The organism is Lysinibacillus sp. NPDC058147 (assembly GCF_042884205.1).
Taxonomy (GTDB): Bacteria; Bacillota; Bacilli; order Bacillales_A; family Planococcaceae; genus Lysinibacillus.
The window spans coordinates 1044571-1058333 of sequence record NZ_JBHVUJ010000001.1 but is presented as its reverse complement, the minus strand read 5'-3'; the positions used below and the strand labels follow the sequence as shown (position 1 = coordinate 1058333).

Genomic DNA, 13763 nt, shown 5'->3' with positions numbered 1-13763 from the left:
TTTGTTTCGCATACACATGCACTCCTTTTTTGTTTTCACTACAACCCTTTTTTGCAACAAAAAAAGACACATACCCAAAAAAGAGCATGTGTCTCTTCATAAAAGGTCAGGAGTTACCCATGCCCTTTATTGCAATGTAAAATAAAATATTAAAGGACATGGACAATGTATGCAGTTGTGCTTTGATATGATACTGATAAAATTAACATCGTCATGCCCTCCTTTACTTAAGATTGTTATAGTGTTCTTGAAGATTATCATACTTTAGAAATATTTGTCAACTAACTTGCTGTTATTTTTTCTGTTTTTCAGAAAAAATTAACGCTTTAAAGCAGCATATTGCTAAAATTACAACACTGGAAAAAGAAGTAAATCCATAATTAAATACTACAACTCTTTTGTATTGACTTTAACGCGACGTAAACCTTTACGGTTAGTTTGTATTAACCTAAAGGAGGAAATAGACATGAATAAATTTTATCAAATGCCCTTATTCGTAAAGCTAAAAGTAAGAGATATTGAAAAGTCAAAAGAATGGTATGGAAATGTACTAAATTTCATTTCAGTATTTGATTTTCCAGATGCTAATGGAACAACTTCAATGACACATTTAAGAGGCGCAAAGTATCAAGATTTGATGTTATTAAAAGATGAAGAAGTCAACACCTCTGACTCAGTCATTATTAATTTATTCTCTAGTGATATTTATAGTATTTATCAATCCGCACTGGAAAACAAAACAAATATCATTCAGGAGCCGACAGTTCAACCATGGAATGCAAAAGAGTTAACTATAGAAGATCCAGATGGTTATATTTTCACAATAACGGAAAGTGTCGATTCCGATAAAGACTTTGATACTGTCATTGACAATGTTAAAGATCAATTATAGATTCCCCTATTTCATTGAGTGTTTGGACACCCGCTGAAAAGTTCTGGAAAACCCTATCGAACAAAGCTAGTTCGATAGGGTCCAAATCAATTTATCGGAACAAATTTTTGATTTATCGGAACAATTTCAAGATTTATCGGAACAAATTCAAGGTTTATCTCCCTAATTTCTAATTTTATCGCCTAACTTTAATTTATCACCCAAAATTTTTAACATATCGCCTAATTTTTAAATTTAAGTTGAATATAAGAGACACGAACGCCAAACTGAAACATCATTTATTGTTTTGAATTTTACTGTGCGCTTTTCAAGGAACCAGTTCTATTGTTATTATTATTTAGTAATTTATTATTTAGTAATTTATTATTAATTAGTATTGTCGTTTTTTCCGTTAGCGGGTTTTCCGTCAACGGATTAACCGTTATCGGATTTTCAGTCAACAATGTAATTGAATACTAAAGAGTTTCTCATTTAGAACTACTAAAATTTAATTATTTATCCTTGTTAGTTATATACATATTAAGAGATGATATAGGGACATTAACTACGAAGTATTTTAGCAGGAAATATAAGAATCTTAGTCGACAATATAATAAAATAGTATTCAAAAAGTCAAAATAAACTATAGAACGAAAACATTTGAACCAAAGTTGGTAAAATGGTGATATTTTTGAATCCATATAACTATAGAATTATATCTAAAATGGTGATCACATGATACACTTTTCCATATAGACAATTTAGTAAGGGGTCTTTACGTTGAAATCATTTTTAGCTGTTGGAATTGGCGGATTTTTGGGTGCCATCTGTCGATATAGCCTTGGTCAAGCACTTTCAAATAACGGTGGTTTTCCATTTGCGACACTTATCATAAATTTAATTGGCTGCTTTTGTTTAGCATGGCTATTTACAACGTTTACAAAGCGTACGCCTATTATTTTAGGAATTGGCACTGGCTTTTTTGGTGCCTTTACAACCTTTTCGACATTTTCTTTAGAAACGCTATTACTTCTACAGGATAGTAAATGGCTACAAGCCGTTCTTTATATTTTAGTGAGTGTTTTTGGTGGTTTAGCTTGTGCATGGCTAGGATTTAAGCTAGCAAAGGAGCGCATCGTATGATAGTTATTGGAATCGGTGGATTTTTGGGTGCACTAACGAGATTTTATCTAGGAAAATTGATTGTCCACACATACCCATGGGCAACATTTTTGATTAATATAACGGGTTCTTTTGCGCTTGGCTTTCTTTTTGCATTACATCTAAGTGATTGGATATGGCATTTTTTAGGACTGGGTTTTTTAGGGGCCTATACGACTTTTTCGACATTCGGCTTTGAATGTTTGCAGCTCTTGGAGCAGAAAAAATGGAGACAAGCGATTGTTTATATAAGCACTACCGTTTTATTCGGTTTATTTTTCGCTGCACTTGGCTTTTTCTTTGTGTAGCAGCATTTACGAGAAACTAGAGGTGATTTTTTGACACAGCCATCAATTGAACAATTACAAGCGCTCGAGGCTGAAATTGAACAAACACTATATACTTTAATCGAACTAGAGCTAGAAGAGAACTTTCCAGAAATGAATACCCGCTTTGCACAATTACTTGCTAAGGTCCAGGCTGCACAGTTAATTGATTATAAACTTGACGTCCTCGTGGATCCTCAAGCATTTGCAACAGAAACATGTACGCTACTACAAAGTTTAATAGAGGCTAAAGCAAGACCACATAAAAGACAACGCCTCCTAACACATCGAATGATTTTAAAAATATGGCTGCGTAAAAATCAACGCTTTATGACTGAATTTTTACCACAAATGTTTTAGGCGTCTCTCGGTCTAAAGGGCGCCTCCTTTTAAAGTTTATTTAAACACTCCTTTCATTTCCTCCTCAACCTGTTAAATTTCTACAGCAGTACAAAGAATTGTTGTTTTATCCCCTCAACCTCTACCATTTATTCCAATTTTAATCAAAAATATTTCAGAATTAAACTTTGAAGTAAAGTTTGAATAAAAATATGTTGCAAATATTGATTTTTTATTTTAATATTTATTATTGTGAAAAAAGAATAATAATTTTTGCTTCTTATCAAGAGAGATGGAGGGACTGGCCCGATGAAATCTCGGCAGCGGAACTTAGAATTAAGTTACTGTGCCAAATCCAGCAGGCAAAGGCTTGATAGATAAGAGGAGTGTTTTATATATAAGGCCTCTTCTTGTTATTTCAAGAAGAAGCCTTTTTTCGTGGGAAAGAATGGACAAAACGTGTCCGATTTTATTTTTTGGAGGTAGGACAATGAAGAAAGGGAATCCATGGGCGCTGATCCCATTTGTTGTTTTTTTGATTTTATTTATTGGTTCAGGGGTTATTACAGGTGATTTTTACGCCTTCCCTGTCATTGTAGCCATTTCCATTTCAGGTGCAGTGGCTCTGGCGATGAATCGAAAAGAATCATTTTCGCATAAAGTTGATATTTTTTGTAAAGGCGCAGGCAATTTAAATGTCATGCTAATGGTTGTTATTTTTCTCTTGGCTGGGGCCTTTTCAGAAGTAGCAAAAGGCATGGGGGCAGTGGAATCCACTGTTAACTTTGCATTATCGGTCGTTCCACCAAACTTGCTTGTCGTTGGCCTGTTCATCATTGCCTGCTTTATCTCTCTGTCAATGGGTACGTCGGTAGGAACAATTGTTGCACTGGCGCCAATCGGAGTTGGGATAAGCGAGCACATCGACCTTTCCATGGCTTTAGTAATGGCAGCGATTGTTGGCGGTTCGATGTTTGGCGATAATTTATCCTTTATTTCAGATACAACAATTACTTCCGTTCGTTCACAAGGCGCACAAATGAAGGATAAATTTAAGGTGAATTTTTGGATTGTGCTGCCAGCAGCAATTGTAACGAGTATTATTTTAGGGGTTATCACAATGGGTGAAACGGGACAAGTCGAGCATTTAAGCTATAGTTGGATAAAAATTGTTCCCTATGTTTTGGTTATTATTTTAGCGTTAGCTGGAATGAATGTTTTCCTTGTTCTGACATCTGGGATTGTTCTCGCCGGGGCGGTTGGCTTAGCAGATGGCAGCTATCATTTAATGGGCCTTTTTCAAAAGATCGGCGAAGGAATGTCAGGCATGTATGAAATGGCATTCCTTGCAATATTAATAGCTGGCATGGTAGAGATTATAAAGTTTAATGGAGGAATTGACTTTCTGCTTCACCTTGCGACACGAAGAATTAAATCGAAAAAAGGTGCTGAGTTTAGTATTGCCGGCTTAGTGGGTCTAACAAATTTATCTACGGCCAATAATACGATTGCTATTTTAATTGCTGGTCCGCTTGCAAAAAATATTGCTGAACAGTATGAGATTGAGCCGAGAAAGTCCGCAAGTATTTTAGATATTTTCTCCTGTACGATCCAAGGCATTTTGCCATACGGAGCCCAATTCCTGGCAGCCGCAAGCGTAGCTGGAATTTCGCCAGTGAGCATGCTGCAATACTCTTTCTATCCAATCCTTATAGGAATTTGCGGAATCATCGCTATTCTCATCGGATACCCGAAAGAAAAGAAAGCCTGAGCTTCATCACTAAAAAGATATTGATTTACCATTAAAATAATCCAATTGTTTTGAAAGAAATAATCAAAACGATTGGATTTTTTTATTTGGGGCTATTCATTTTTAAGATCGAGTCAATACTTAAAAGTTACAATTGCACTTTCTCATTAGTTGATTCGTAACGTCCATATTTGACCATAAATCCAATTCCAAGAATAGGTCTAATCGCTAATATTGTAAAGGCCCACTCTCAACCAATGATCCTCTGTATTATAGGAATAGCAGCTGAAAGCCAAGCTTCTGAATTGGAGCTAAGGTTCCAAATTTCAATTAAATCGGGTGCAATCACTGATGCACTAAACCACAAGCTTAATGCACATAATTCTGATAATCCAATCCATACCAATGCTCTCCAAGAGCCTTGAATCATAATATCCTCCCCAAATAAATCAATATGGTTTGACAAATTATAAATGGTTAACTAACTCAAAAAACAAAATTATTCCTTCGAACAAAGCTATTTCAACACCAAAAATGATGAGCTAAAAGAAAATGGTGGATTGTCATTTACACAAAAAATTGACAGACTCTTATGAAATAAATAATAACAAATTTAGTAGAAAGTTCCACTAGAAATCTTTTCATCGGTAAAATAAAAAGAATCTACTATTATTTCTTTTTGAAATAATAGTAGATTCTCTCAGCTGCTCGTTTTCTATATATGTTTGGATTTTAATCTCATGTTTTTCCACATGTGATAGTAAACTCCACCAGAAGTCATCACTGCTGGAACAGTAAAAATAAAAGAATATATGAATCCTTGCTCTGCAATGTGTTGAATTGTCCCAGTTGTAAATGTCATAAATACCCACAAAACCATCGTTATAACAAGAGCAATGGATGCTGCTAGATTTACAGGCTTTGCAAGACGCACTAATTTATCAGCAGTAGACTCGGCGTCACTATAAATAGGTGTAGTTTCTGGTCCTGCCTTAAAAATATGCATATCTGCACTTGAGCAAACATGTGTCCAGCCACCGAAAGCAAATAACTCAAAATACTCCTCTTCTTCATCCTTCCCTAATTTACGATAATCAATACTAAAAATGACGTCTTCTGGTTCACCCTTCTCTAGCCCATAGCCAGCAAATCGAAATTTTTTTAAATGCCAGCCTTTAGCCGCCTTTTCGCTTAATTTTTTCATATCGCGTTCCTCAGAAAAAGCTAAACCATAAGATGCCATATATCTCTTATTTCTCATTATTTTTACCCCCTTTGTAGTCCTTGCTCTGCTAACTGAATCATGATCTTTCTGCGTTCAATATCTTTGAGCAATACTTCTCGACCTTTATCCGTTAAGACATAGACCTTTCTGCGAGAATCCGAATCATCATGTAGCTGAATAAGCTGTTCAGCCAATAGTTTTTTTATAATTGTATAAAGGGATGCTGGACCAACTACGAAAGTACCCTTTGTTGTCTCCTCTATTAAACTCATGACCGCATAACCATGTCGAGGCTCCGTAAAGGCAGCCATAATATAAAAAACAGAATCAGTTAACTGCTCTAATGATTTCATTGTCTACACCTCCAATATATCACGAAACGATATATCATTAAATAATATATCATTTTATGATATATCGAGCAACTCTATAAAAAATCCCCACCAAGTTGTTACTTGGTGGGGATAAATAATACAATGCCCTTTAATTTTCACCGAACTGGGCGATTCCAACGTAGCTGATATCTGAACATTTCTTTTCTTGTGTCCTTATCTAACAGCAGAAACTCATCTCCTGCTTGAATCGCATAGTAGTTCTCTAAAGTACGAAGGCCAGGATTTTTTTGCTCAGCGTTAACAACACCTATATTTTCTTCCCAAATAATGCGATGGTTTTTCATATCATATGATAATACGATGCTGCTTGCACTTTCTCGCTTCGTTTGTCGATAAGATACAATGGCTGTTTGTTGTTGCAAATCAACATCTAATACAGCTGGCTCAAGATTTTTATATGCTTGAATAGAAGGTTCAGCTAACACATTGCTACTAAATTCTCGAACCTCATCATAATCATCCAACGGTTGATTGTGCGAAGCAAAATAACCTGGAATATCGGATTCTATAAAAAATTTTGTAGAAAGATATTTTTCAGCTTTGTTATCTTCAGTTAATTTCTTGCCATCGAAGCGATAAAATTTCCCATCAACACCCTCTAAATAAAGATTATTCTCCAATAAAACTATATTGTGAGAACCTATATCTAAAATATCTATTAACTGTCTATGCTTTTCCGTAAATTCTTTTTCAGAGAGCTTTTCTTTTCCTGTTGTCATATCTAATAATGAAAGTTTCCCGTATTCACCGTCACGATGATGAACAAGAAGTCCCCCCATAAAATAACCAATTAATGTCTCTTTACTCGAAGAAGATTTCGTCCACTGTTTTTCACCTGTTTGCAAATTAATTGCAATAATTTGATGATGTGAAATAATTTGCGTAATGCCATTACCTGTACCATTATTTTCAGATCCTTCAACCATTTGGACAGCAATTTTCTGTGCATCATCTGTATAAATAGGAGATTCGGAATTGATTGGGAAGCTTCGACCAGCTAAACCAAAAGCAATCATCAAAAGATTACCTAAAAAAGCGTACAGGATAAAAGCTATGACAAGAGCTAGATTGAGTCGGCGTTTGAACAAAACATACAATACTAATAAAAGCCCAACGCCGATGACAATGCCTAAAAAGATATCGTGGACAAGCCAACCAGTAAAGCGCCACGAATCAATATATCGTTGAAAAAAAATGTCCAATTCTCCTCCTCCTCAGATATACCTGTTTTCACAATTAGCTAAAATCAGAGTAAAGAACATAACGACCACATTCTAAGCATTGAAATAAATACCCTTGATGATGCCCATTATTCACTAATGTTTTTGACAACTCCTCAGAAGAAAAACCAGTATAATTTCCAAACTGTTCTGTAATGCCTAGCTCTACTAATTCACTCCAGCCAACATAGCCAATAAATGCACAATAATCTGAGCAATGAGCCATCCAATTATTACCTTGCCAACTAATAAAACCAGGTGTTCTACACATTACTTCCTTAGTAAAACTGGAATTTATAACATTCTCATCATTAAGTAAGTCCTGCTGGAAAGAACCGTCGTATTTTTTTGCAGCTGCACCACTATGTATACATGTAGGACAGAGATATTCAACCTCTTCAATTGCGTAAATACCTCCAGTATAATAAACATCTACTTCCTGTTCGCAGCAATCACATGTTACAACTTCTCCCGCTTCAAAGATTTTAGATTTTAATGGAGCTGGCAAATATTTAAATTTAGGTATTACCGTTTTAATTGTTATATCCTCTTTTATTTCACAAGGATATAAAGGCTTCACACAATTCGGATTATCTACGTAATATTTTATTGATCCAAATTTTTTCTGATCTTTCTTGTTCTCTAAATCCATAACTGAAGTGAAAATTTTATATGCCTCTGAATACATTCTAAGCATACAGTAGATGTCTATAATTATCCTTAAATTTCCTTCAGTATGCTCTTGAAGTTTCATTTTTTCCTTGAACTCATGCATTTTATTAATACTAACTGGATCAGAAGGATTGAAATTTCTTCTTTGTTCATGCCATTCTTCTAAGATAAACGTAGTCATATTTTAACACCTTCTAATTGAAATAATCGATTTAATTACATTTTAAAAGAATACTCTTTTAAGACCGTACAAATTTCCACATTATATTGCATGTACCATTTTTCTCTTCCGAATTGCTGTGCGACCAGATGTTTTGAATTTTCTTTCCATGCTTGAATAGACTCTAGTGATTCCCAATAGGATACAGTGATGCCCTTCCCTTCAGCATTTCTAGCACTTTCTACACGGAGAAAACCAGGCTGATTTTTTGCTAGTTCGTCCATCACTTCTGCCATCTTGGCATAGCCTTCTCCATCCTCGTCTGTTCTTTGCGATGTAAAAATTACGGCATAATATGTGTCCATATCTATTTACTCCCTCCCTAATATGTATTATTGTAAACGATAAATACTTTTACGAATATCGAAATGTGGAATGCAGAAAGGATTGTGACAAATGAGTATTAATCCAAACATGGCTGAAATCGCTTCGCTTCTTGGAGAAACGTCAAGAGCTACAATGCTTGCTAGTATGATGGATGGTCGTTTTCATACTGCCAGTGAATTAGCTTATATGGCAGCCATAAAACCTCAGACTGCTAGCTTTCATCTTGCAAAGTTAGTAGAAGGCAAACTTGTGAAAGTAGAGAAACAAGGCCGTCATCGATATTTTCAATTAGCAGACGAAGAAATTGCTCATTTACTAGAATCCTTCCTAGCGATTTCTCCACCACCTAAAGTTCGCTCTTTAAAACAATCTAGCCAAATGAAATTATTACAAGGTGCAAGAACTTGCTATGACCATTTAGCTGGTAAACTAGGTGTTCAATTAACAGAATCATTGGTTAACGCTGGTTATTTACAACTAGAGGAAAAAGAATTTCTCATAACATCTAAAGGCGCACAATTTTTTACAGATTTCGGTCTTGATTTAGATGATTTAAAAAGAAAGCGTCGATCATTTTCCCATGCATGTTTGGATTGGAGTGAACGACGTTATCATCTAGCCGGTTCTCTTGGTCAAGGGATACTTACACATTTATTAAGTTTGGGTTGGCTGACTCGTGTCCCGTCTATTCGTGCCATTAAAGTGACTGAAAAAGGAAGAGCTGGCTTTAAAGAAGTTTTTCAATTAGATGTATAAATTAACACAGGGCTCTGCCTTCTTTCCGCGGACAGTCTATACTCGACTCTCCGCGGATATTTTTTTTGCACTAGCCGTAAAGTTACGGTTCACTAAATAAATACCAGCAATGATAAACAACCCTCCTACGACTAACGATGGTTTTAATGATTCATTTAATAGTATCCAGCCTGTTATCACGCCGAAAAAAGGAGCTAAAAACAAAAAGGCACTCGTTTTTCCAGGATCACTATTTTGTAAAAGATAATACCAGCCGGCAAATTGAACAATTGACGAGAAAATGCTAAGCCATAATAAAATGAATACCGAATGAACATTTACAGTAAAAAATGGTTGTTCTAATATGAAACTTGCCAATAAAAGTAGTAAACCACCAAAAAGCATTTGATAGGCTGATAGCACCCATGTATCAAATAAAACACCCCATTTTTTAGCCAGCAGTGTCGAAATTGCCCAAAAAACAGCTGAAAGAATACCAAAAAGAATACCGATTCTCCCTTCAATATGTATACCCATTGTAATAATAACACCAATTAACCCTAAGAAAACACCACACCATTGATACAATTGATAACGCGCTTTAGTAAATATTGTAGCGAATATAACTACAAGCAAAGGATTCGTAAATGTTAGAATCGAGGATTCACTTGCTGTAATTGTCCGTAAGCTTAAAAAAATACAGCCCATTACACCCGCAGTTTGAAATGCTCCAATCGATAAAATTTTTATCCAGCCTTCTTTTGAAGTTGGATGAGGTCTTTTTAACGCTATCACAATGACAGCCATCAATATCCCTGCTAGTATAAAACGTAGTGCCGCCAATAACAGTGGAGATGCAAAAGGTAAACCCAATTTAACAATGGCAAATGAAGATCCCATTAAAAATGTCGTTAAAACTAACAATGTTGAAAATTTATAAATATTCATTATTTGTCCCCCTATTTCTATATTTAAGGACATTATAGATAGGAAAAACTTCAACTCTTATCGAAGTATGGAATACATATAATGTTTTTCAGTTTCATTTCATTTTTAATGCGTATACTTAGTTAAATATAGGTACTAGGAGGAAGCTGCCTTGAAAATATTACTAGCAGAAGATGATGCACGATTAAAAAGAAATATCGTTCATATTTTAAAGAAGGAATATCACAATGTAACAGAAGCTGAGAATGGCCAGGAAGCGCTAGACCATACGCTAACAGAGCAATACGATCTTGTTATTTTAGATTGGATGATGCCGCATCTTAGTGGAATTCAAGTGTGCCAGCAGCTACGAAACACTGGATTTAACGGTAGTATTTTAATGCTAACCGCGAAGGACGATACAGAGGAAATTATTAAGGGACTTGATAGTGGCGCAGATGATTACATAGTGAAACCATTTAAAATAGAAGAATTGTTAGCAAGGGTTCGCGCATTACTACGAAGAAAAGATAAGGTGATAGAACAGGTCATTCAGATCGATCAATTACAGCTGAATGTAGATTCTCGTGTATTTTTGTACAATAATGAAAGTATTGATCTAACTAAAAATGAATTTTTACTTTTGGAGTATTTATTTATCAATAAAGGTCGTGTATTAACTAGAGAACAAATTTGTATTTATATTTGGGGCTACGATTACGATGTTTCGAATAATTCTTTAGATGCTTTAGTCAAGCTTGTTCGAAAAAAAATTGATGATGGTCAATCCAAATCACGGATTCAAAATGTTAGAGGGATTGGCTATAAACTGAGGGAAGACTAATGTTTCAGAAAACGAAAAAGAAATTATCTATTTTGTATGCAACGCTTTACTTTTTGCTATTTTCACTATTCGTTATTGTTCTATACTTTTCCCTCGTAAAATTAATGGAAAATCAACAAATAAACGAATTAGAAGACTTTTATGGTAAGCAGGAGCATGATTTCTTTGAACATGTTCATGCAGACACTAAAACTTTAAGTTATGACCCAAATCGTAGTTTTTTTTACTATATTTACACAAAGGATCATAAGTTTGTCCATGGTGATGAATCTTACAAGGATCTGAAGAATCAGATTGAAAAAGCGTTTGGCAATAGGAATCCTAATGAGGAACTCGTACAGCATTATGAATGGCAAGAAGAGCATTTTCTTATTTTGAAAAAGCCAATTTACAACGATGATACTGTAGCAGGCTATATTTTCGTTGGTAAATCTGTGACGTCACAGCATCATTTTTTCCAAATGACAAAGTATTTACTAACATTATTAACTTGTATTTCAACGGTCTTAATCGGTCTACTGGCTTATTATATGGCTGGTAAAGCGATGGTACCTATTCAATGGTCGTTCGATAAACAAAAAAAATTCGTATCCGATGCATCTCATGAATTACGAACACCATTAAGTATTTTTTATAGTTCACTTGAAATTTTAGAAGTAGAGGAAGCAAAGCAATTAAGCCCTTTTGGAAAGGAATTAATTACGGATTTAAAAGATGAGGCTGAAATAATGAAAGAGCTCATAGAGAAACTTCTGTTCTTAGCACGACACGATCAGCAGCAGGTTTCCATTCAAAAAGAAACCATACCGTTATCAACTTTACTCCAAAAAGTGAGCTCGAAATTCCAAAGGATTATGCCTCCTGAAATCCAGTTTTCTACTGAAATCCAAGAAAAAATCGAGCTGCTTGGTGATGCTTCAAAGATACAAGAGATGCTCTATATTCTTTTAGACAATGCGATAAGATATACAAATAGTGGTTCAATAACGCTGAAGCTTTTAAAAAATAAAGACTCTATAAAAATTACTGTTGCTGATAGTGGCATTGGTATGACTGCACAGGAATTGCCTTTAGTGTTTGAGAGATTTTACCGAAGTGATGCTGCTCGTCAACGAAATGGCACTGGCTTAGGCCTGGCCATAGCAAAAGCAATAGTGGAGCAGCATGAGGGGAAAATTTATGCGACTAGTAAAGTAGATAACGGCACTACATTTCATATTGAATTCCCAATATAAATAGTGTTCAACATAAAGAAAGCGGGGCTTTTAAAACAGCCCCGCTTCTTCTTAATTATTGTTGTGACGTTGATATAGTTACTTTTTTCATGAACTGGCTTATTGTTCTCGCAATCAGTACTAACATAGTAACCCCTGCAGAAACTACATAAAACATGATGATCAAAGTATTTTCTGTATCCGTTCCAATTAGTACTCCATGAGCAAGTGATAATGCCCATGCTGGTAACACAAGAAAGTGAAGTTTTTTCCATAAGTTGCGATTCATTGTTCGAATCCATAAATCCGAAGTCATGATTACCATTAAAAATAAATAAAATGCTATTATTCCAAGTGCCGATGGTAGAGACTGATATTTTGCTGAGAAAGGAATTAAAATCTCTGCTATGCTATAAGGCTCATAATGATCGATTAAAAGCACTAACATATGTGCGATTACGGTCATTAACCCTAGCCATCCCGCATTTTGATGTATATGATAAATTAAATTTTTATGTGATTTTACAAATGATGATTTTCTCAACAAACCAAATATAATGGAAATTGTAAAGTAGAAATACGCTAAAAACCCTAATAATCGAATCCATTCCCACGTACTGATGATCATTTATTTCACCCCCGTCATTCTCCATTTTGCTGCTTGCCCTTCTTTAACAATGAAGCGGGCACTTTGTTGACAATTATTTTCGAACCATTGCTGCAATTCAGGGTCATCCATAAGAAAGCACAGCTTTGCACCAACTTCTGCATCACATAAAGAAGATGTTACGACTGAAGCTTGTAATACTTCAGTATTTGCAATTTCACCTGTTTGTCCGTCTAATAAATGATGTTTCTTCATCGTTCCTTGCATCCAGCTTCGATAAACTCGATTGGATGTAGCGACGGCACCAGTTTTCATCTTAATCGAGCTAATTTCCTTATCGATATCGAAGGCATCTGCAACACCGATTGTCCAAGTCTTGTCCCCCGAAGACCACATTTTCATATCCCCTCCCCCGTCTATTAGTCCGTAATCGGAAGATACTTCTTCTTCAAGCCAATTCGCCAATTTTTCAATGGCATACCCTTTGGCAAATCCACCTAAATCAATTTCCTGCTGTGCTACCTTCATTACTTGTTCATCGCCTAGAAATTGAAATGGTTGTTCTGCAATCAGAGGCTTGTTTTGAAATGCCTTACTTTTAGCTGCAGCAAATGGGAAAGATTGATTGTAGCCATGCTGTTCTAGTTGGCGTTTAAGATACGGTGAAAACAAACCATTAGAAAGTTGATAATATTGATCCGCTTGTATTAAACAATCATATAGTAACGAACTAATGCGTAGCGTTTCTCCAACTTTTAAATCATTTAGTTGTGATAATTCATTATTTGATTGAAATCTTGACCATTCTTTTGCTACGTATTGTAGCCATTTCTCAGCTTTTTCTTTCCATACGAAATGAACACCTTTTGGCATAGCTATATAAAATTCAGTATTCATTATTTTCACAGTTAGTGTATCCACACGACCAAC

General features: G+C 35.2%; 18 protein-coding genes and 1 riboswitch. Of the genes, 9 read left to right on the top strand and 9 right to left on the bottom strand.

The annotated features are described in order from the left end of the window. Positions 1 to 466 precede the first annotated feature (466 nt). The 6 genes from ACFVT8_RS05080 (at position 467) to ACFVT8_RS05055 (ending at position 4468) form a co-directional block, all read left to right on the top strand. Positions 467 to 892, top strand: a complete 426-nt coding sequence (locus tag ACFVT8_RS05080) for a VOC family protein (protein WP_387081608.1) — start codon at positions 467 to 469, stop codon at positions 890 to 892. Positions 893 to 977: 85 nt separating this feature from the next. Next, on the top strand, positions 978 to 1058 hold the full coding sequence (locus tag ACFVT8_RS05075) for an MbeD/MobD family mobilization/exclusion family protein (protein WP_387082533.1): 81 nt from the start codon (positions 978 to 980) through the stop codon (positions 1056 to 1058). A 593-nt stretch (positions 1059 to 1651) separates the two neighbouring features. Next, positions 1652 to 2014, top strand: coding sequence for a fluoride efflux transporter CrcB (gene crcB / locus ACFVT8_RS05070; RefSeq protein ID WP_387081610.1), 363 nt, complete (start codon positions 1652 to 1654; stop codon positions 2012 to 2014). Next, entirely contained in the window at positions 2011 to 2340 is a 330-nt protein-coding gene (crcB, locus tag ACFVT8_RS05065) for a fluoride efflux transporter CrcB (protein ID WP_387081611.1), read from the top strand. Before crcB (ACFVT8_RS05070) ends, crcB (ACFVT8_RS05065) begins: the two co-directional genes overlap by 4 nt. 30 nt (positions 2341 to 2370) lie before the next feature. After that, complete coding sequence (locus tag ACFVT8_RS05060; protein ID WP_387081613.1) at positions 2371 to 2718, top strand: hypothetical protein; 348 nt, start codon at positions 2371 to 2373, stop codon at positions 2716 to 2718. Positions 2719 to 2974: 256 nt separating this feature from the next. Beyond that, positions 2975 to 3081: riboswitch (SAM riboswitch) on the top strand. A 106-nt stretch (positions 3082 to 3187) separates the two neighbouring features. Further along, positions 3188 to 4468, top strand: a complete 1281-nt coding sequence (locus ACFVT8_RS05055) for a Na+/H+ antiporter NhaC family protein (RefSeq protein ID WP_387081615.1) — start codon at positions 3188 to 3190, stop codon at positions 4466 to 4468. 229 nt (positions 4469 to 4697) lie between these two features. On the opposite strand, the gene ACFVT8_RS05050 is transcribed toward ACFVT8_RS05055, so the two are convergent. From ACFVT8_RS05050 to ACFVT8_RS05025, 6 genes are all read right to left on the bottom strand, one after another. Further along, entirely contained in the window at positions 4698 to 4877 is a 180-nt protein-coding gene (locus ACFVT8_RS05050) for a hypothetical protein (protein WP_387081617.1), read from the bottom strand. A gap of 285 nt (positions 4878 to 5162) precedes the next feature. Next, a complete protein-coding gene (locus tag ACFVT8_RS05045; RefSeq protein ID WP_387081618.1) occupies positions 5163 to 5708 on the bottom strand; it encodes a DUF2812 domain-containing protein in 546 nt (181 codons plus the stop codon). Between the two features lie 5 nt (positions 5709 to 5713). Beyond that, positions 5714 to 6025, bottom strand: coding sequence for a PadR family transcriptional regulator (locus ACFVT8_RS05040; protein ID WP_387081620.1), 312 nt, complete (start codon positions 6023 to 6025; stop codon positions 5714 to 5716). 137 nt (positions 6026 to 6162) lie between these two features. Next, positions 6163 to 7269 (bottom strand): PA2928 family protein, encoded by a 1107-nt coding sequence (locus tag ACFVT8_RS05035; protein ID WP_387081622.1) that lies wholly within the window; start codon positions 7267 to 7269, stop codon positions 6163 to 6165. A gap of 34 nt (positions 7270 to 7303) precedes the next feature. Continuing rightward, positions 7304 to 8140 (bottom strand): CbrC family protein, encoded by an 837-nt coding sequence (locus ACFVT8_RS05030; protein ID WP_387081624.1) that lies wholly within the window; start codon positions 8138 to 8140, stop codon positions 7304 to 7306. A 35-nt stretch (positions 8141 to 8175) separates the two neighbouring features. Next, entirely contained in the window at positions 8176 to 8484 is a 309-nt protein-coding gene (locus tag ACFVT8_RS05025) for an antibiotic biosynthesis monooxygenase family protein (RefSeq protein WP_387081625.1), read from the bottom strand. 91 nt (positions 8485 to 8575) lie between these two features. Here ACFVT8_RS05025 and ACFVT8_RS05020 point away from each other — a divergent pair, with 91 nt between their 5' ends. Next, on the top strand, positions 8576 to 9262 hold the full coding sequence (locus ACFVT8_RS05020; RefSeq protein ID WP_387081627.1) for an ArsR/SmtB family transcription factor: 687 nt from the start codon (positions 8576 to 8578) through the stop codon (positions 9260 to 9262). Positions 9263 to 9298: 36 nt separating this feature from the next. On the opposite strand, the gene ACFVT8_RS05015 is transcribed toward ACFVT8_RS05020, so the two are convergent. Then, on the bottom strand, positions 9299 to 10189 hold the full coding sequence (locus ACFVT8_RS05015; protein WP_387081629.1) for a DMT family transporter: 891 nt from the start codon (positions 10187 to 10189) through the stop codon (positions 9299 to 9301). Positions 10190 to 10340: 151 nt separating this feature from the next. On the opposite strand from ACFVT8_RS05015, the gene ACFVT8_RS05010 reads away from it, so the two are divergent. After that, positions 10341 to 11012 (top strand): response regulator transcription factor, encoded by a 672-nt coding sequence (locus ACFVT8_RS05010; protein WP_387081631.1) that lies wholly within the window; start codon positions 10341 to 10343, stop codon positions 11010 to 11012. Further along, positions 11012 to 12247 carry a sensor histidine kinase gene (locus ACFVT8_RS05005; RefSeq protein WP_387081633.1) on the top strand — a complete coding sequence of 412 codons (1236 nt, stop codon included), beginning with the start codon at positions 11012 to 11014 and terminating at the stop codon, positions 12245 to 12247. Before ACFVT8_RS05010 ends, ACFVT8_RS05005 begins: the two co-directional genes overlap by 1 nt. A gap of 55 nt (positions 12248 to 12302) precedes the next feature. On the opposite strand, the gene ACFVT8_RS05000 is transcribed toward ACFVT8_RS05005, so the two are convergent. Next, a complete protein-coding gene (locus ACFVT8_RS05000) occupies positions 12303 to 12854 on the bottom strand; it encodes a ferric reductase-like transmembrane domain-containing protein (protein WP_387081634.1) in 552 nt (183 codons plus the stop codon). Then, positions 12855 to 13754 (bottom strand): FAD:protein FMN transferase, encoded by a 900-nt coding sequence (locus ACFVT8_RS04995; RefSeq protein WP_387081636.1) that lies wholly within the window; start codon positions 13752 to 13754, stop codon positions 12855 to 12857. Positions 13755 to 13763: the final 9 nt, after the last annotated feature.